The organism is Thermithiobacillus plumbiphilus (assembly GCF_038070005.1).
Classification (GTDB): Bacteria; Pseudomonadota; Gammaproteobacteria; order Acidithiobacillales; family Thermithiobacillaceae; genus JBBPCO01.
This window is the reverse complement of sequence record NZ_JBBPCO010000012.1, coordinates 22,727-39,717: the sequence shown is the minus strand read 5'-3', so window position 1 is coordinate 39,717 and position 16,991 is coordinate 22,727. Positions and strand designations below refer to the sequence as shown.

The 16,991-nt window shown below is 63.5% G+C and carries 16 protein-coding genes; 6 read left to right on the top strand and 10 right to left on the bottom strand.

Features of this window, described 5'->3' with window-relative positions; translation table 11 throughout:
- Positions 1-20 precede the first annotated feature (20 nt).
- A complete protein-coding gene (locus WOB96_RS11835; RefSeq protein ID WP_341371505.1) occupies positions 21-1,394 on the top strand; it encodes a phosphomannomutase/phosphoglucomutase in 1,374 nt (457 codons plus the stop codon).
- A gap of 81 nt (positions 1,395-1,475) precedes the next feature.
- Here WOB96_RS11835 and WOB96_RS11830 read toward each other — a convergent pair whose 3' ends face one another.
- Genes WOB96_RS11830 through WOB96_RS11810 form a run of 5 tightly spaced genes read right to left on the bottom strand, consistent with a single transcriptional unit; the run spans position 1,476 to position 5,920 of the window.
- The gene (locus WOB96_RS11830) at positions 1,476-3,389 is read right to left on the bottom strand and encodes an ATP-binding cassette domain-containing protein (RefSeq protein ID WP_341371504.1); all 1,914 of its coding nucleotides are present in this window, start codon (positions 3,387-3,389) and stop codon (positions 1,476-1,478) included.
- A gap of 60 nt (positions 3,390-3,449) precedes the next feature.
- Complete coding sequence (locus WOB96_RS11825) at positions 3,450-3,947, bottom strand: TPM domain-containing protein (protein ID WP_341371503.1); 498 nt, start codon at positions 3,945-3,947, stop codon at positions 3,450-3,452.
- A gap of 9 nt (positions 3,948-3,956) precedes the next feature.
- Positions 3,957-4,811 (bottom strand): TPM domain-containing protein, encoded by an 855-nt coding sequence (locus tag WOB96_RS11820; protein WP_341371502.1) that lies wholly within the window; start codon positions 4,809-4,811, stop codon positions 3,957-3,959.
- 2 nt (positions 4,812-4,813) lie between these two features.
- A complete protein-coding gene (locus tag WOB96_RS11815) occupies positions 4,814-5,428 on the bottom strand; it encodes a LemA family protein (protein WP_341371501.1) in 615 nt (204 codons plus the stop codon).
- A 45-nt stretch (positions 5,429-5,473) separates the two neighbouring features.
- Positions 5,474-5,920, bottom strand: coding sequence for a hypothetical protein (locus WOB96_RS11810; RefSeq protein ID WP_341371500.1), 447 nt, complete (start codon positions 5,918-5,920; stop codon positions 5,474-5,476).
- A gap of 230 nt (positions 5,921-6,150) precedes the next feature.
- Here WOB96_RS11810 and WOB96_RS11805 point away from each other — a divergent pair, with 230 nt between their 5' ends.
- The gene (locus WOB96_RS11805; protein ID WP_341371499.1) at positions 6,151-6,780 is read left to right on the top strand and encodes a histidine phosphatase family protein; all 630 of its coding nucleotides are present in this window, start codon (positions 6,151-6,153) and stop codon (positions 6,778-6,780) included.
- Here the strand turns inward: WOB96_RS11805 and WOB96_RS11800 are convergent.
- Complete coding sequence (locus tag WOB96_RS11800) at positions 6,777-8,036, bottom strand: phospholipase D-like domain-containing protein (protein ID WP_341371498.1); 1,260 nt, start codon at positions 8,034-8,036, stop codon at positions 6,777-6,779. The two genes, WOB96_RS11805 and WOB96_RS11800, sit on opposite strands and share 4 nt — an antisense overlap.
- 201 nt (positions 8,037-8,237) lie before the next feature.
- Here WOB96_RS11800 and WOB96_RS11795 point away from each other — a divergent pair, with 201 nt between their 5' ends.
- Positions 8,238-8,801 carry a DUF5615 family PIN-like protein gene (locus WOB96_RS11795; RefSeq protein WP_341371497.1) on the top strand — a complete coding sequence of 188 codons (564 nt, stop codon included), beginning with the start codon at positions 8,238-8,240 and terminating at the stop codon, positions 8,799-8,801.
- Here WOB96_RS11795 and WOB96_RS11790 read toward each other — a convergent pair.
- Positions 8,694-9,833, bottom strand: coding sequence for a JmjC domain-containing protein (locus tag WOB96_RS11790; protein ID WP_341371496.1), 1,140 nt, complete (start codon positions 9,831-9,833; stop codon positions 8,694-8,696). The two genes, WOB96_RS11795 and WOB96_RS11790, sit on opposite strands and share 108 nt — an antisense overlap.
- Positions 9,834-9,955: 122 nt before the next feature.
- On the opposite strand from WOB96_RS11790, the gene speA reads away from it, so the two are divergent.
- Positions 9,956-11,845 carry a biosynthetic arginine decarboxylase gene (gene speA / locus WOB96_RS11785; protein WP_341371495.1) on the top strand — a complete coding sequence of 630 codons (1,890 nt, stop codon included), beginning with the start codon at positions 9,956-9,958 and terminating at the stop codon, positions 11,843-11,845.
- A 3-nt stretch (positions 11,846-11,848) separates the two neighbouring features.
- Positions 11,849-12,991, top strand: coding sequence for a ribonuclease D (gene rnd, locus WOB96_RS11780; RefSeq protein ID WP_341371494.1), 1,143 nt, complete (start codon positions 11,849-11,851; stop codon positions 12,989-12,991).
- On the opposite strand, the gene ald is transcribed toward rnd, so the two are convergent.
- Positions 12,988-14,112 carry an alanine dehydrogenase gene (gene ald, locus WOB96_RS11775; RefSeq protein ID WP_341371493.1) on the bottom strand — a complete coding sequence of 375 codons (1,125 nt, stop codon included), beginning with the start codon at positions 14,110-14,112 and terminating at the stop codon, positions 12,988-12,990. The two genes, rnd and ald, sit on opposite strands and share 4 nt — an antisense overlap.
- A 158-nt stretch (positions 14,113-14,270) precedes the next feature.
- Here ald and WOB96_RS11770 point away from each other — a divergent pair, with 158 nt between their 5' ends.
- Entirely contained in the window at positions 14,271-14,579 is a 309-nt protein-coding gene (locus WOB96_RS11770) for a hypothetical protein (protein ID WP_341371492.1), read from the top strand.
- 52 nt (positions 14,580-14,631) lie between these two features.
- Here the strand turns inward: WOB96_RS11770 and egtD are convergent, their stop codons facing one another.
- Both egtD and egtB read right to left on the bottom strand, forming a co-directional pair.
- Positions 14,632-15,615 carry an L-histidine N(alpha)-methyltransferase gene (gene egtD / locus WOB96_RS11765; protein WP_341371491.1) on the bottom strand — a complete coding sequence of 328 codons (984 nt, stop codon included), beginning with the start codon at positions 15,613-15,615 and terminating at the stop codon, positions 14,632-14,634.
- The gene (gene egtB / locus WOB96_RS11760) at positions 15,615-16,898 is read right to left on the bottom strand and encodes an ergothioneine biosynthesis protein EgtB (protein WP_341371490.1); all 1,284 of its coding nucleotides are present in this window, start codon (positions 16,896-16,898) and stop codon (positions 15,615-15,617) included. The genes egtD and egtB overlap by 1 nt, the downstream gene beginning before the upstream one ends.
- Positions 16,899-16,991: the final 93 nt, after the last annotated feature.

Genomic DNA, 16,991 nt, shown 5'->3' with positions numbered 1-16,991 from the left:
AAAACGACAAAGGAGACGCTATGGCAGTTCCCGCAGGTATCTTTCGTGAGTACGACATTCGCGGCATTGTCGATCGTGATCTGACCGATGAGCTGGTCTATGACATCGGTCGGGCGATTGGCAGCGAGGCCCGCAGCCGGGGGCTTTCCCGCATGGTGGTCGGGCGCGATGGCCGCCTGTCGGGCCCGCGTTTCCTGGATGCGCTGAGCAAGGGCTTGGTCAGCACCGGCTGCACGGTGATCGATGTGGAGCGCGTGCCGACGCCCACGCTCTATTACGCGGTGTTCCAGTTGCAGGCCGAGGGCGGCGTGATGGTGACCGGCAGCCATAATCCTGCCGACTACAATGGCTTCAAGAGCATGCTTGGCAGTGGCACCCTGCATGGCAAGCAGATCCAGGAAATCCGCCAGCGCATCGAGAACAAGGATTTCGTCACCGGCCAGGGCCATGTCGAGAACGTCGATATTCGCTGGGACTATATCCAGCGCATCGTCGGCGACGTGAAGCTGGCGCGGCCGCTGCGCATCGGCATCGATTGCGGCAATGGCGTGACGGGTGCGGTGGCGCCGCAGCTTTTCCAGGAACTCGGCTGCGAGGTGCACGGCATCTTTACCGAGGTGGACGGCAATTTCCCCAATCATCATCCGGATCCCACCGTCGAAAAGAACCTGCAGGACCTGATCCGCTTGGTGGATGAAAAGGATCTCGATCTTGGGCTGGCCTTTGATGGCGATGGCGACCGGCTGGGCGTGGTGGCCCCCGGTGGCGAGATCATCTGGGCGGACCGGCAGATGATCCTGCTGGCCCAGGACGTGATTTCGCGCAATCCCGGCGCGCCGATCATCTTTGACGTGAAGTGCTCGCGCTTCCTGCCGGCAGCCATCAATGAGGCGGGCGGCAAGGCGGTGATGTGGAAGACCGGTCACAGCCTGATCAAGAGCAAGATGCAGGAAATGCAGGCGCCGCTGGCGGGCGAGATGAGCGGGCACATCTTCTTCAAGGAGCGCTGGTACGGCTTTGATGACGCCATGTACACCGGCGCGCGCCTGCTGGAGATCCTGAGCCGCGATCCCCGCGCGCCGGGCGAGGTGCTGCGCAGCCTGCCCAAGGGTTTTTCCACGCCGGAGCTGCGCATCGACACGCCGGAGGGCCGCAATTTCACCCTGGTGGATGATCTCAAGAAGGCGGCGAATTTTCCGGATGCGAAGATCATCGATCTCGATGGCATCCGCGTGGAGTTCCCGGATGGCTGGGGCCTGGCGCGGGCCTCCAATACCCAGCCGGCGGTGGTGGTGCGTTTCGAGGCGGACAGTCCCGAGGCGCTCAAGCGCATTCAGGAGCAGTTCCGCAGCCTGCTGTTGCAGGTGGAGCCGGGGCTGGAACTGCCGTTCTAGTTGCTGGAGCTGCTTTCAAAGCTGGAAAAAAGGCCCTGGAAACAGGGCCTTTCTGCTGGATGGTTCCGGTGCAAGGCCAGTTCAACCTGACTGCTTCGCTTCCAGTTCCTCCCAGCGTGCATAGGCGCTTTCGAGTTCGCGACCGATGCTTTCGGCCTCGGCCTGCAGGGTGGCGGCCTTTTTGGGATCATCCTTGTAGATGACAGGGTTGCCCAGTTCCTCCCCGATGCTGCGCTGACGCGCTTCCAGTTGCTCGATGCGGGCGGGAAGTTCCTCCAGTTCCTTTTTTTCCTTGAACGATAGCCTGGATGGGCTGTTGGCTGGTTTGGGGATGGGGCTGGCGGCAGGCTTCTGGACCGTGGGAGCGGGCGCGGCCTTGGCCGCGGCAGTCTTTGCGGCATGGGCGCGGGCCCAGTCGTCATAGCCGCCGGCGTATTCCTCGATTCGGCCGTCACCCTCGAAGGCGATGATCTGGGTGACGGTATTTTCCAGAAACTCACGGTCATGGCTGACCAGAAACAGCGTGCCCTGATAGTCCGTCAGCAGGTTCTCGAGCATTTCCAGGGTTTCGAGATCGAGGTCATTGGTGGGCTCGTCCAGCACCAGCACGTTGGCGGGCTGGGTGAACAGCCGGGCGAGCAGCAGGCGGTTGCGCTCACCGCCGGAGAGCGCCTTGACCGGCGAACGGGCGCGTTCCGGCGGGAACAGGAACTCGCCGAGATAGCCGATCACATGACGGCGCTCGTTGCCGATCTCGATGAAGTCGGAAGCGGGGCTGACGGTGTCGATCAGGGTGGCTTCCGGGTCGAGCTGTTCGCGCAACTGGTCGAAGTAGGCGATCTGGAGCTTGGTGCCGAGGCGCACGGTGCCGCTGTCGGGCTTGAGCTCGCCGAGAAAGAGCTTCAGCAGGGTGGTCTTGCCGGCGCCATTGGGGCCGAGCAGGCCGACGCGGTCACCGCGCAGGATGCGGGTGGAGAAATCACGGATGACGGTCTTGTCGCCATAGGATTTCTGCACGTCCTTGAGCTCGACGACCAGTTGCCCGGAGCGTTGGCCGGTATCGAGGTTGAGGCTGACATTGCCCTGGCGCTCGCGGCGTTCGGTGCGCTCGCGGCGCAACTGCTCCAGGCGGCGCACGCGGCCCTCATTGCGGGTGCGGCGGGCCTGGACGCCCTGGCGGATCCAGGCTTCTTCCTGGGCCAGTACCTTGTCGAACTGGGCGTTGTGCTCGGCTTCGACCGCCAGCAGTTCGGCCTTCTTGCGCTGATAATCGCGAAAGCGACCGGGAAAGCTGGTGAGCTGGCCGCGGTCGAGCTCGATGATGCGGGTGGCGACATTATCCAGGAAGCGCCGGTCATGGGTGATGAGCAGCACGCTGCCGCTGAAGTCCTTCAGGAGTCCTTCCAGCCATTCGATGGCGGGCAGATCAAGATGATTGGTGGGCTCGTCGAGCAGCAGGAGATCGGGCTCGGCCACCAGCGCCTGGGCCAGGGCCACGCGCTTGCGCCAGCCGCCGGAGAGTTCGGAAACAAGCCGCTCGGCGGGGAGGTTCAGGCGGGTGATGACGCTGTCAACGCGGCTTTGCAGGGCCCAGCCATTCTGGTTGTCGAGCTCGCTCTGCAGGCGCTGCATGCGGGCGAGCAGGGCATCGATGTCGGCATCGGGCTGGCTCAGGGCCTGGGTGACTTCGTGATAATCGCGCAGGGTGTGCTGGATGCCGCCAAGACCGGCGGAAACGGCCTCGAACACCGTATGCTCCAAGTCCAGCGGGGGTTCCTGTGGCACGTAGGCGATGCGCAGGGTGGGCTCGCGGCGCAGCACGCCGCTGTCGAGCGGCTGCAGTCCGGCGATGATCTGCAGCAGGCTCGACTTGCCGGCGCCATTACGGCCGATCAGGCCAACGCGCTCGCCACTGTCCAGGCTAAGATTGGTGTCGTCGAGCAGGGCCCAGTGACCATAGGCGAGGTGGGCTTTTTCAAGGGTGATCAGGGGCATGGTGGTTGTCTGCGCAAAACACGAATTTTCGCACAGGCGGGCAGGGGGGGAAAGCGCGGATCAGAGAAATACCGGGGCATCGGGCAGTTCATTGGGGCCGGCCTTGCCCGGCGGGAAGTACTCGGCGAGCAGTTCGCCGGTGCGTTCGATGCCGCGCAAGACGCCTGCCTCGAACTGGCCGGCGCGGAAGGCGGCTTCCATCTCGTGGCAGATTGCTTCCCAGATGTTTTGCGGGATCTTTTCGCTGACGCCGCGATCGACCAGGATTTCGACGTCGTGATCGGCCAGCAGCAGATAGATCAGGACGCCGTTGTTCTCCGCCGTATCCCAGACGCGTAGCTGGGAAAAGACCTCGATGGCGCGCTCGCGGGCGGACATGTCGCGCAGGAGCAGGGGGAGATCCAGTGCATGTTCGACGGCAAAGCGGATCTGGCCACGATGGGTGCTCTCGGCGCGGGCGATGGCGGCTTCGATGCGCTGGCGGGCAGGGGCCGGGAAGGCGCGCTTGAGGCGCCAGGGGCTCATGAAGAGATGATGCATGATCCGGCGAATATCCATGATGTCCTTTTACCAGCGGCCGGAGGCGCCGCCGCCCCCGAAGCCACCGCCTCCGCCGCTGAATCCCCCACCACCAAAGCCGCCCCCGCCGCTGGACCAGCCGCCACCGCCCATGCCGCCGAATCCGCCGAAGCCACCGCGCATGAGCCCGGTCAGGGTCAGGATGAATGCGCCGATGCTGGCCAGCAGGGCAAATCCGAGCGAGCCGGCCAGCAGCCAGGCCAGGCCGCCAGCGACAACGCCGGTGGCGGTCGAGCCGAGGAACTGGCCGAAGATCATGCGCAGGATGCCGCCGCCGATCATGACCACGGCAAAGAGCAGAAACAGGAGCTGGCCATAGTCCGCGGGCCTTGCTGTCGGGCTCTGCTGCGGCGCGGGCAGGGGCTCGCCATCGATGACGCGCATCATGGCGTTCAAGCCGGCCTGGATGCCGGTGTAGAACTCGCCGCGCTGGAAATAGGGCGTGATGATCTCGCTGATGATGCGCTTGCTGGTGGCGTCATTGAGCGCGCCTTCCAGGCCATAGCCGACCTCGATGCGCATGTTGCGGTCGTTCTTGGCAATCAGCAGCAGGGCGCCGTCATCGACGTCCTTGCGCCCGAGCTGCCATTTGTCCACCACACGGATGCCATACTGGGCGATGTCCTCGGGCTCGACGCTCGGCACCATCAGCACGGCGATCTGGCTGCCCTTGCGGCTCTCGAATTCGCGCAGCAGGGTGTCGAGCGCCGCGATCTGCTGCGGGGTGAGAGTGTTGGTCTGGTCCACCACCCGGCCAGTCAGCGGTGGCACCGCTACCTCGGCGCGTGCCCCGCCAGCCCAGAGCAGCAGGCCGAGCAGGAAGATCCCGAGCCATGCGCGCATGATCAGCGCGCGGGGGCCGCGGCCGGCGGTGTCGAGAAGTCCACCGTGGGTGCATTGGAGATGGCGCGCTCGTTTTCCACCGTGAAACTGGGCTTGGTCTCGTAGCCGAACATCCTGGCGGTGAGATTGTTGGGGAAGGAGCGGACGTAGACATTATAATCACGTACCGCTTCGATGTAGCGGTTGCGGGCCACGGTGATGCGATTCTCGGTGCCCTCCAGCTGGGCCTGAAGGTCGCGGAAGCTGGCGTCGGCCTTGAGCTGCGGATAGTTTTCACTGACGACGAGCAGGCGCGACAGGGCGCTGGTCATCTGTGACTGGGCCTCCTGGAAGCGGGCGAAGGCGGCCGGATCGTTCAGCAGTTCGGGCGTGGCCTGAATGGAGCCGACCCGGGCGCGGGCCTCGGTGACTTCGGTGAGCACCTGGCGCTCATGGCTGGCGTAGCCCTTGACGACATTGACCAGATTGGGCACCAGGTCGGCCCGGCGCTGATACTGGTTGAGCACCTCGGCCCAGCGGGCCTTGACCTCCTCATCCAGGGCCTGGATGCGGTTGTAGCCACAACCGTTCAGGCTGAGGGTGAGCAAACCCAGAAAGACGAGAATCAGACTGCGCATGTGTCCTCTCACTTGAAAATTGCTGGATTGGAATGACTTGCCGATCTAGCCCGGTGCCGTGCGGCTGTCCTGCTCCATGAAATTACGATAATCGGCCGGTTTTTCAAACAGGGCATCCGCCTGCGATCCGGCCTTGAGCTGCCGCCATTCCAGTCTGATCCGCTTGTTGGCCGATTGCAGGCGCAAGGGCTTGCCTGTGCCGCTCTCAGTCCATAAGTACAACAGGCCTGCCGGTGAGTCGATCCGGTATTTGTCTGTTTTCTGTCCTGCCTTGACTTCGCTGGCCTCGAATTGCGGCGTTGCCGCCTTGCCAAACACGCTCACCAGCACCAGCTCCAGTTCCCTGGGCGGCAACCGCATGAATTCCTTCTGGGCGGGCATCAATACGCAGGCATGTGTCTTTTCCGGCTTCAAAATCACGATTTCGGACACGCCATGCACCCTGGTCTCAACGCGAATCCGGCCCGCGCTGACATTGATCGCTCCTGGCATGGAAACATCGCCCACTTTAGCCATCTGCTGTGCGGAAAACTCCCGGAGGACTTCTGCCGCGGCAAGGGGGCTGATGGAGGTAATCATAAGACAAAGCAACATTATGATCTGCCTGCTTGTCATGCCTGCAGTTCCCCAGTTGTGCATTTTGCTTTGACTTCATGACGATTATAGCCCGTTTCTGGCATGATGAGCGGTAATTGATCAAATGTCGATGAGGATCCATACGCATGAGCCAAGCAGACAATGCCCCCACGGGGCTTGATTTTCTGCGCCATGGCGAGCCCGTGGGGGGCTCGCAGCGCTATCGCGGCCAGATCGATGATCCCTTGAGCGAGCATGGCTGGGCGCAGATGCGCCAGGCGGTGGCGGGGGGACGGCCCTGGACGCGCATCGTCAGCTCGCCGCTAATGCGTTGCCGCGCCTTTGCCGAGGAGTTGGCCGTCGCCATGGGGCTTGAACTGGAGTTCGACGAACGCCTGAAGGAAGTGGGTTTTGGCGTCTGGGAAGGGCGGACACGCGCGGAAATCAGTGCGGCGACCCCAGGCGCGCTGGAGCGCTTTCGCGCCGATCCGCTGCAGCAGCGCCCCGAGGGCGCGGAGCCGCTGGGAGAATTCCTCGCGCGCGTCGGCCGGGCCTGCACGGATCTCGTGACCCGCCACGCCGGGGAGCAGGTGCTGGTGGTCTGTCACGCCGGGGTGATGCGGGCGGTATTCCATCACGCCCTGCAGGTGCCGCTGGCGGCAATTTATGACATTCAGGTAAGAAACGCGGAGTTCAGCCGCTTTCGGCACGAAAACGGACGCTATACCCTGCTGGGCCACGGCCTGAAAGCCCTGCCAGTGGATCGAGGGCGCTAGAGTTGCCGGGCCAGCAGGCCGGACAGGGCTTCGACGACTCTTTCCGTCCAGGGGCGCGCCTGCCACTGGCGCAGCTCGATGCGCTTTGACCGTTGCAGGTCCTGCTGGAAGATGCGGACCTGCTCCTCGGCAAAGGCGGAGTCATAGATATTGAGGTTGGCCTCGTCATTGAGCTGAAAGCTGCGGTTGTCGAAGTTGGTGGAACCAACCGAGACCAGATGGCTGTCCACGATCATGACCTTGCAATGATACATGGTAGGCTGATATTCATGGATCTCGGCGCCTGCTTCCAGCAGCTCACCCCAGTGCGCCCGCGAAGCCTGGCGAGCCACGGCAGTATCGATATACTTGCCCGGCACGAGGATCTGCACCCGTACCCCGCGGTGCAAGGCGGCGATGAGTTGACGTCGCGAGACCGAGTCGGGGATGAAATAGGCGTTGGCCACGCGGATGCTTTCCTGGGCGGCGCTGATGGCCATCAGGTACATCAGGTGCGCGCTTTGCGCCCCTTCCTGCGGGGAGCTCTTGAAAAGCTGGGCCGCGTGTTCGCCCACGGGTTCCAGGGCCGGGAAATATTCCGCCCCATGCGGCACTTCGCCCTCCATCTCGATCCAGTTGTCGAGAAAGGCCGCCTGCAATTGCGCGACTACCGGGCCTTCCACGCGGAAATGCGAGTCGCGCCAGTGCTCGGGGTCCTGGGCATGGCCGGTCCAGAGGTCGGCGATGCCGACGCCGCCGGTGAAGCCGATGCGCCCATCCACGATCAGCAGCTTGCGGTGGGTGCGGTTGTTCAGGCGCGACAGGTTGTACCAGCGCAGCGGGTGATACTTGCGTACCCTTACCCCGGCGGCACGCATCTCGTTGAGATATATTTCTTCCATCTTGTAACTGCCTACCCAGTCGAGCAGCACCAGTACCTTCACGCCAGCGCGGGCGCGCTCCGAAAGCGCTTCGGCAAAGGCCTTGCCGATCTCGCCGGACCAGTAGATATAGGTTTCGAAGTTGATGGTGTGCTGTGCGCCGAGGATAGCGGCGAGCATGGCCGGAAAGATCTCGTCGCCATTCTGCAGGTCTTCAATGCGATTGCCGGGCAGGATGCCGGGGCCGAGCAGCACGCTCATGGCGCGCTGGAACTGCGGGTCGCGCACGCCATAGAGGTGCGCAATCCGATGCTGGATCTCTTTCTTGCTGGCCGACAGGTTGATGAAGATGAGCGTCGCCAGACTGGCCAGCAGCACTGCGATCAATGTGGTCATGGGAGCTTCCGGAGCCTATCCTGGTGGGTTCATGATCCTACAGGGGAGAGATCACGCCTGCCAGCCCAGAACCCTCAGGTTCTTGTTATGTCTAATTAGCAGTATAAGAGATAAACAGCCTTATCCCATCCGCCCTTCTCACCAAAGTCGACCGGTCCAGCGCCAGCCCTGACCGGAAGAGACTGTCGGGGCCTGCAAACGATGAAATTTCTTTGCGATGAAATGCTGAAGGGCCTGAGCCGCTGGTTGCGGGCGGCGGGCCATGATACCGCCGTGGGCGTGGATGGGGCACCGGACCGCGAGTTGTTGCACATGGCCATCAGTGAGGATCGCCTGTTGCTGACCCGCGACCGCAAGATGCTGGAAATGCGCCATGCCGCGGATACGGTGCTGCTGCTCGACAGCATGGATCTCGATGCCTGCGCCAATGAACTGAGCGATAAGCTGTCCCTGAACTGGTTCTACCGGCCCTTCAGCCGTTGCCTGCTCTGTAACACACCGCTGCAGGATGCTGGCATCGACCTGCGCCGGCTGGCCCCTCCCGGCGTGCTCAGCGGCGACATGCCCCTGCGACACTGCCCGCGATGCGAAAAGCTGTTCTGGCCCGGTGGGCACGTGCAGCGCATGCAGCGCCGCCTGGCCATCTGGCAGGGGGCTTCAGTCGGAGAGCACGATGAAGCCGGCGCGATGCCAGGCATGCAGGATGCCGATGCTCTCGCGGTTCAGGCGGGCGGGCAGTTCAAGTCGCCGCTGGTTGGCAAGTGAGCTGAAGCTGGCTGCATCGGCCGGGCTGATCTCGGTGGCCTCTCCATTCATGAAGAAACCCTGGCCGCGATAGAGCAGGCGGCTGGGCAGGGCCAGTTCGATGCTGCCGGCCTGCTTCAGGATCTTGCTGAAGGCCGCCAGGCCGAGGGCTATTTCGGGCGGATCAAAGACCACGTGCGGCCGGGGCTCGGTCAGGAAGCGGCCGAGAAAGTCCTCGAACATGGCTTCGTCCCAGCGCAGGGCGTCGAGCATGGCGCGGCTTTTATCAAGGGTGAAGCTGCTGAGTTCGGCGGGATGGGCCTGCAGCGGCAGGTCGGGATCACTGTAGAGCCCTTCGGGTTGGAGCTGCTCGTGCAGGTAATCGAGAAAGCCCCCCAGCAGTTCCGCCCGACTGGGCGCGCGAAAGCCGATGGAATAGGTCATGCAGGCATCCTGCGCGATGCCGTGGTGGGCGATGCGCGGCGGCAGGTAAAGCATGTCACCGGGTTCGAGCACCCAGCTCTGCTCGGCCTGGAAATTCTTGAGGAGCTTCAGCGGGGCGTCCTCGACCAGCGCAAGATCCGTCTGGGCGCTGATGCGCCACTCGCGCCGCCCCTGGCCCTGCAACAAGAACACATCGTAGGAATCGAAATGCGCGCCCACCGAGCCCTGGGGGGCGGCATAGCTGACCATCAGATCCTCCAGCCGGGCGAAGGGGATGAAGCCAAAGCGCAGCAACAGATCCCAGGCCTCGGGCAGGAAATGATTGACCTCCTGCACCAGCAGGCTCCAGTGACTGTCCGGCAGCTTCCTGAAGTCACGCGCGCCAAAGGGCCCCTGGCGCAGTTGCCAGTGGCTGCCTTCAGGCCCAGTCTTCTCGATCACCAGGCGCGACAGGGCGCTGTCCTCGCAGGCGAGCCCAGCCAGTTCATCGGCATCCATGAGACCCATGAAGCCGGGTATGGCCTGGCGGATCAGCAGGGGCCGCTTCTGCCAGTAGTCGGCAAGGAATTCTTCGGCGGACAGGCCGCCAAGCAGGGGGAGGGCGCTCACGGGAGGTCCTGTGCAAAATTCGCTAGTATAACGGCTGGACAATGAATCTCCAGTCGCCTTGCGGGCTTGCGTGCCTGCTGGCGAATGCCTAGACTGCCAGACGGATCAGGATGGAGAGAACGATGAGGGACTGGGACATCGCGCAGGCGCGTGAGCTGTACAACATGGCCTATTGGGGCAATGGCTACTTCGACATCAGTCCCGAGGGCCATCTGCTCGCCTATCCCGACGGCGATCAGGACAAGCCGGGCGTGGATCTCCATAAGCTCGCGTCTGAACTCAAGGCCGCCGGCCTGACCCTGCCGGTGCTGGTGCGCTTCTCGGATATCCTGCGCCATCGCGTCGCGACACTGTGCAATGCCTTTGCCCAGGCCATGCGCGATGACGGTTATCAGGGTCATTACACCGCCGTCTATCCCATCAAGGTCAATCAGCAGCGGCGCGTGGTCGAGGAGATCCTTGTCAGCGGCGCCGAGCGGGTGGGCCTGGAGGCCGGCAGCAAGCCCGAGCTCCTGGCGGTGCTGGCGCTCTCGAAGCCCAATGGCGTGGTGGTCTGCAATGGCTACAAGGACCGCGAGTACATCCGGCTTGCTTTGATCGGCCAGAAGCTCGGGCATCGGGTGTATATCGTGGTCGAGAAGCTCTCCGAGCTGGATCTGATCATCGAGGAATCCCGGGCGCTGCAGGTGCGTCCCTTGATCGGCGTGCGCGTGCGCCTGGCCTCGGCGGCCTCGGGCAAGTGGCAGAACTCGGGCGGGGAGAAGTCCAAGTTCGGGCTCTCATCCACCCAGATCCTGGCCCTGTTGCAGCATCTGCGCGAAGTGGACATGCTCGATTGCCTGCAGTTGCAGCATTTTCACCTGGGCTCGCAGATCGCCAACATCCAGGACATCAAGCGCGGCATGGGCGAGTGCGCGCGCTTCTACGCCGAACTGCGGCGTCTTGGCGCGAGCATCCGCGTGGTGGACGTCGGCGGCGGGCTGAGCGTGGACTACGAGGGTACCCGCTCGCGCGCCTACTGCTCGATGAACTACTCGGTGCAGGAGTACGCCAACGACGTGGTGCATGCGCTGTGGGAGATCTGCGCCCAGGAGAATCTGCCGCACCCGGACATCATCTCCGAGTCGGGTCGGGCGATGACCGCGCACCACGCCATGCTCATCACCAATATCGTCGATATCGAGCGCGCGCCGGGCGATCTGGCGGTGAACCCGCTGCCGGCGCAAGCACCGCAGATCCTGCAGGACCTCTGGTTTGGCTTGCAGAATCTCAGCAGTCGCTCGGTGCTGGAGGCCTTCCACGATGCCAATTACCTGCTGGGCGAGGCGCAGGGCATGTTCAACCACGGCATGCTGACCCTGGAGCAGCGCGCCTGGGCCGAGCAGATCTATTTCGCCACCTGCCACCGGGTGCGCGAGCTCCTTTCCGGGCAGTCGCGGGCGCAACGCGAATTGCTCGATGAGCTCAACAACCGGCTGGTGGACAAGTACTTCGGCAATTTCTCGCTGTTCCAGTCGCTGCCGGATTCCTGGGCCATCAACCAGATCTTTCCCATCCTGCCCCTGCATCGCCTCAACGAGCGGCCGGAGCGGCGCGTCACCCTGCAGGACATCACCTGCGATTCCGACGGCCAGGTGGACGACTATGTTGCCTTCAGCGGCATCGAACCGAGCCTGCCATTGCACGCGATCCAGCCGCAACAGCCCTATCTGATCGGTATCTTCATGGTCGGCGCCTATCAGGAGATCCTGGGCGACATGCACAACCTCTTTGGCGACACCGATTCCGTGCACGTCGAGTTGAGGCCTGATGGCGGGCACCGGCTGGTGCATCCGCAGCAGGGCGATACCGTGGATTCGGTGCTGCGCTACGTGCATTTCGATGCCGATACCCTGCTCAATGCCTTTGGCGGCAAGATCGATGCCCACCCCGAACTGTCAGATGACCAGCGCCAGGAATTCCTGCGGGAGATCGGCGAGGGTCTGCGCGGCTACACCTACCTGGAAGACTGAACAATGCTCGTGACCACGCCCGAAGCCCTGCAAAGCCTCTGTGACACCCTGCGACAGGGCGACTATATCGCCGTGGACACCGAGTTCATGCGCGAAAAGACCTACTATGCCAAGCTCTGCCTGATCCAGGTGGCCAATGACGAGGTCGTGGCCGCGGTCGATCCGCTGAGCATGGACCTGAGGCCGCTTTGGGAAGTGCTGGCGGATCCGCGCATCGTCAAGGTGTTTCACGCCGCGCGTCAGGACCTGGAGATCATTCTCGATCTCACCGGCAAGTTGCCCGCGCCGGTGTTCGATACCCAGATCGCCGCCACCGTGGCCGGTCATGAGGAGTCGGTCAGCTATGCGCGGCTGGTGGAAGCCATCACGGGCGAGCAGCTCGACAAGACCCTGACCCGCACCGACTGGAGCCGTCGCCCGCTGGACGAGGCGCAGCTGCGCTATGCCGAGGATGACGTGCGCTATCTGCGCGTGGTCTACAAAAAGCTGCGCGACGAGCTGAAGGATACCGGGCGCCTGAGCTGGGTGCAGGAGGACTTCGAGCGGCTGGCCGATCCGACGCTGTATCAGGCCGATGTGCGGGAGATTTTCCGGCGCATCAAGAAAGGCCAGATGCTGCGGCCCAAGCAACTCGCCATCCTGCGCGAGCTGGCGGCCTGGCGCGAGGAGACGGCGATGGCGCGCAACAAGCCGCGCAAGTGGATCGTGGATGATGATGTGCTGTTCGAGATTGCCCGCCAGGCCCCCGCCAGTGCCGAGGCGCTGGGCCGGATACGCGGCCTGCACGAGAGCCAGGTGCGCGAATGGGGCAAGGCCCTGCTCGCCGCCGTGGCGCGCGGGCTGGAGATACCCGAGACGGAGCGGCCGGTCTGGCGCGAGAAGCGCAAGCTCAAGCCCGCGGACATGGTGCTGGTGGATCTTTTGCAGGCCTTGGTGCGCCAGCGCGGCCTGGAGCAGGGGGTTGCGGCGCAACTGCTGGCCGGGCGCGCGGAACTGGAGGCCCTGGTGGCCAATGACCCGGATGCGGAAGTGTTTCAGGGCTGGCGCGGGCGCCTGGTGGGCCGCGAGCTCAAGCGGGTGCTCGATGGCGAGCTGTCCCTGCGGGTGGTTGGTGGACAGCTGGTGACCCTGGAAGGCGCAGGCTAGGGCAGGGCCTGCTTCAGCGCTTCCTCGGGCGCCACATAGGTAAACCCAAGATCCTCGGCCACCGCCCGGTTGGTCACCATTCCCCGAAACACGTTCAAGCCGGCCAGCAGACCGGCATTTTCCTGCAAGGCCCGTGTCCAGCCCTTGCCGGCGATCTCCAGGACATAGGGCAGGGTCGCCTGGGTGAGCGCCTGGGTGGATGTGCGCGCCACCGCGCCAGGCATGTTGCTGACGCAGTAGTGCACCACGCCTTCCTCGACATAGGTCGGCTGCTCGTGAGTGGTGGGCCGGGAGGTCTCGGCGCAACCGCCCTGATCGATGGCGACGTCCACCAAGACCGTACCCGGTTTCATTCCCCTGACCATCTCCCGGCTGATGAGCTTGGGCGCCTGCCTGCCGGGAATCAGCACCGCGCCGATCAAGAGATCCGCCTCGCGACTCAGCGTCTCCAGCGTGTGTCGATCGGCATGGCGGGTCTTCAGACGCGGTCCGAAGAGATCATCGAGCTGGCGCAGCCGCTGCAGGTTGATGTCGAGAATGCTCACATCCGCGCCCAGGCCCAACGCCATGCGCGCGGCCTGGGTACCGACCACGCCGCCGCCGAGGATGAGCACCTTGCCGGGTGCCACGCCGGGCACGCCGCCGAGCAGGGTGCCAATGCCACCGTCAATCATCTGCAGGGCAGTGGCACCGGCCTGCACCGATAGCCGCCCGGCAACCTCGCTCATGGGCGTGAGCAGGGGCAGTGCGCCCTGGGCATCCGTCACCGTCTCGTAGGCAATGCCGATGGTCTCGTGCTCCAGCAGGGCCTTGGTCAGATCCGGGGCCGGGGCGAGGTGCAGATAGGTAAACAGCAACTGGCCGGGACGCAGGAAATCGTATTCCTGGGGCTGGGGTTCCTTGACCTTGACCACGAGGTCGGTGTCCCAGGCGGCTTCCGGGCTGGGCGCAATCGCGGCCCCGGCCTGGCGGTAAACCTCATCGGGGTAGCCGATGCGGCTGCCGGCCTTGCTTTCCACCACGACCTCATGGCCCATCCCGACCAGGGCGCTGACCCCTGCCGGCAGCAGGCCGACCCGGTATTCCTGGATCTTCACTTCCTTTGGCACGCCGATACGCATGAATCCTCCTGGAGTCCCTGATTGGAGTTATGGGAGAAAAATCCGCGGCCGTCCACCCGCTGAGGCAGGAGTGCGCCGGACTCAACCCTTGGTTGGATCAGCGCGGCCTTGCCCGGCGTTATCATGAAAAGCCGTTTCTCGTGGCACAGGAGTCCGGTATGACGACGCGCAAGAGCACCCCCAAACTTCGTGGCGAAAAATTCACCGCGCCCAAATACGAGCAGGTCCGCTATCCCTTCGAAACCATGCCCGCCACCTCGGAAGTCCAGGGCAGCCGCACCCAGATCGAGCGCGGTAGTGGCGATCTTGCCCACTTTGCTGCTGGCGAGCCAGCCCCCTGGCAGGGCATCTATACCTGCTCCTTTTGCGAGGAACCCCTGGGCGTTGAGGCCGATGGCGTCATCCAGCAATGCCCGAGCTGCGGCCGCGCGGACGTCGAGTTTACCTACAGTGGGCAGCGCGAATAAAAGTGCAAGCCGGAGAGGGTCTCGACCCTCTCCCATGCTGAACAGGCCTCATTCATCCTCTCCAACCGACCCCGACCTGCAGATAATGCACGCTGAACAGATGTTCGGCATCCGTCCAGACCCGCAAAGGCTTGAAACCGGCGGTTTCAGCCATCTGCCGGAATTCCTCGGTGGTGTATTTGTAGGAATTCTCGGTATGGATGCTCTCGTTACGCCGAAAATCAAAAATCACATCCGCCACGCGCACGCGCTGGTCCGCAAGGCTCTCCAGATGCATCTCCACACGGCCCTGGTCGGCATTGTAGAAGGCCCGATGGCGGAAATTGGCAAGGTCAAAGTCGCCGTCAAGTTCCTGATTGATGCGCCTGAGCAGGTTCAGATTGAAGGCAGCCGTGACACCCTGAGTATCATTGTAGGCCGCATTCAGTCGCGCCGGATCCTTCTTCAGATCCACCCCGATCAGCAGGGCGCCCGAGGGCCCGAGCAGGGTGGCGGCAGTTTTCAGAAGCTGGGTGGCCTGTAGCGGCGTGCAGTTGCCGATGGTGGAGCCCGGAAAGAAGAGCATGTGGCGGCCATGAGCCTTGACCTCGGCGGGCAAATGGCGCAACTGGGTATAATCGGCGCAGATGGCGTGGATCGGCAAGCCGGGGAAGTGCTGCGTCAGTTCGGCGGCGGCATCCTGCAGATAGCTGCGGCAGATCTCGATGGGCACATAGCCGCACGGCCGCATGGCCTGAATCAGCAGCCTGATCTTCTGGCTGCTGCCGCTGCCATACTCGAGGATCAGCGAATCTGGCCCAGCCAGTCGCGCGATCTCCTCAGCCTGCGCCGCCAGTATCCCGATCTCGGTGCGGGTCGGATAGTATTCCGGCAGTTCGCAGATGGCGCTGAACAGCTTTGAGCCTTCGGCATCATAAAAATACTTGGGCGGGATTTCCTTGCCGGGCTTTGCCAGGCCCTGCAGCACATCGGCGCGGAAATCATCGCTGCCCGGCTCGAGATCATGAAAGGCGAAATCGACAGGTGTAGCTTGCATCAGAGGTCCTCGGCAAGGCGCAGGCCCGTGAACTGCCAGCGGGCGTCTGGCGGGAAGAAATTGCGATAGCTCGGGCGAATGTGGCCTGGCGGGGTGGCGCAGGAGCCACCGCGCAACACCATCTGGTTGCACATGAACTTGCCATTGTATTCGCCGATGGCGCCTGATACCGGCCGGTAGCCCGGATATGCGGTATAGGGGCTCTGCGTCCACTCCCAGACATCGCCAAAGAACTGCTGCGGGCCGTCACCACTGGCGGGCTTCGGGTGCAGGCGTCCACTGTCGGCAAAATGGCCTTCGCAGGGTTGATCCCGGGCGGCGACTTCCCACTCCGACTCGGTCGGCAGCCTCCTGCCGGCCCAGCGCGCAAAGGCATCGGCCTCGTAATAGCTCAAATGGCAGACCGGCTCATCGGGATCGATCATGCGCGCGCCCGAGAGCGTGAACTGCCACCAGTCGCCATTTTCCTGGAACCAATACAGCGGCGCATTCCAGCCTTCGCGTCCCACCGCGCGCCAGCCGTCCGAGAGCCAGTGTTCCGGGCGGCGATAGCCCCCATCATCGATGAAGGCCAGGTATTCGCCATTGCTCACTGGCTTTGATGCGAGCCGGAAGGGCGGGACATACTGCGTGTGCGCCGGGGTTTCGTTGTCGAAGGCAAAACCATCGCCACTGTGCCCGATCCGTTGCAGGCCACCGCTGAACTCAAGCCATTGCAGGGCCGGGGTTGCAACGGCCGGTCCCTGGTGCTGCTGTCGATAGACAGGCCGCAGGGGATTCTGGGCGAGGATGTGCTTGATGTCGGTGACCAGCAATTCCTGATGCTGCTGCTCGTGCTGCAGGCCCAGGGTCAGCAGCGGCGTGAGGGTTGCCAAGGTTTCGCTATCTGCTGCCGCCATCAGCCGCATCATCGCGGCATCGACATGCTGGCGATAGGCCAGGGTTTCGTCCACGTTCGGGCGCGACAGCAGGCCGCGCCGCTCGCGCGGGTAAAAGCTCCCGATCGTCTCGTAATACGAGTTGAAGAGATATGCGTATCGCGGGTGAAATACCCGGTAGCCGGGCAGGTGTGGGCGCAGCAGGAAGGTCTCGAAAAACCAGCTCGTGTGCGCCAGGTGCCACTTTGGCGGGCTCACGTCCGGCATGCTCTGGATGACGTAATCCTCGATGGCCAGCGGCGCGCAGAGTGCCTCGGACTGGCCGCGCACGGCCAGAAAACGCTGCTGTAGTCGCGTTTGCGGCAAGAATGATCCGGGCTGCTGCCGGGCAATCGAATGGTCCATGTATCCTCCTGCTTGCTCCGGACATTGAAGGACAAGGGGCCTGCTTTGGATATAGGCCCGATGGCGCAGTCTGGATGCAGACATTGATGGAAC

Bases quoted from the DNA above. Each gene is read 5' to 3' on its own strand.
- WOB96_RS11805 (WP_341371499.1), top strand. From the start codon at position 6,151: ATGAGCCAAGCAGACAATGCCCCCACGGGGCTTGATTTTCTGCGCCAT.
- WOB96_RS11770 (WP_341371492.1), top strand. From the start codon at position 14,271: ATGACGACGCGCAAGAGCACCCCCAAACTTCGTGGCGAAAAATTCACC.
- WOB96_RS11795 (WP_341371497.1), top strand. From the start codon at position 8,238: ATGAAATTTCTTTGCGATGAAATGCTGAAGGGCCTGAGCCGCTGGTTG.
- WOB96_RS11800 (WP_341371498.1), bottom strand. From the start codon at position 8,036: ATGACCACATTGATCGCAGTGCTGCTGGCCAGTCTGGCGACGCTCATC.
- WOB96_RS11835 (WP_341371505.1), top strand. From the start codon at position 21: ATGGCAGTTCCCGCAGGTATCTTTCGTGAGTACGACATTCGCGGCATT.
- WOB96_RS11830 (WP_341371504.1), bottom strand. From the start codon at position 3,389: ATGCCCCTGATCACCCTTGAAAAAGCCCACCTCGCCTATGGTCACTGG.
- egtD (WP_341371491.1), bottom strand. From the start codon at position 15,615: ATGCAAGCTACACCTGTCGATTTCGCCTTTCATGATCTCGAGCCGGGC.
- WOB96_RS11820 (WP_341371502.1), bottom strand. From the start codon at position 4,811: ATGCGCGCATGGCTCGGGATCTTCCTGCTCGGCCTGCTGCTCTGGGCT.
- WOB96_RS11810 (WP_341371500.1), bottom strand. From the start codon at position 5,920: ATGCCAGGAGCGATCAATGTCAGCGCGGGCCGGATTCGCGTTGAGACC.
- rnd (WP_341371494.1), top strand. From the start codon at position 11,849: ATGCTCGTGACCACGCCCGAAGCCCTGCAAAGCCTCTGTGACACCCTG.
- WOB96_RS11815 (WP_341371501.1), bottom strand. From the start codon at position 5,428: ATGCGCAGTCTGATTCTCGTCTTTCTGGGTTTGCTCACCCTCAGCCTG.
- ald (WP_341371493.1), bottom strand. From the start codon at position 14,112: ATGCGTATCGGCGTGCCAAAGGAAGTGAAGATCCAGGAATACCGGGTC.
- WOB96_RS11825 (WP_341371503.1), bottom strand. From the start codon at position 3,947: ATGGATATTCGCCGGATCATGCATCATCTCTTCATGAGCCCCTGGCGC.
- egtB (WP_341371490.1), bottom strand. From the start codon at position 16,898: ATGGACCATTCGATTGCCCGGCAGCAGCCCGGATCATTCTTGCCGCAA.
- speA (WP_341371495.1), top strand. From the start codon at position 9,956: ATGAGGGACTGGGACATCGCGCAGGCGCGTGAGCTGTACAACATGGCC.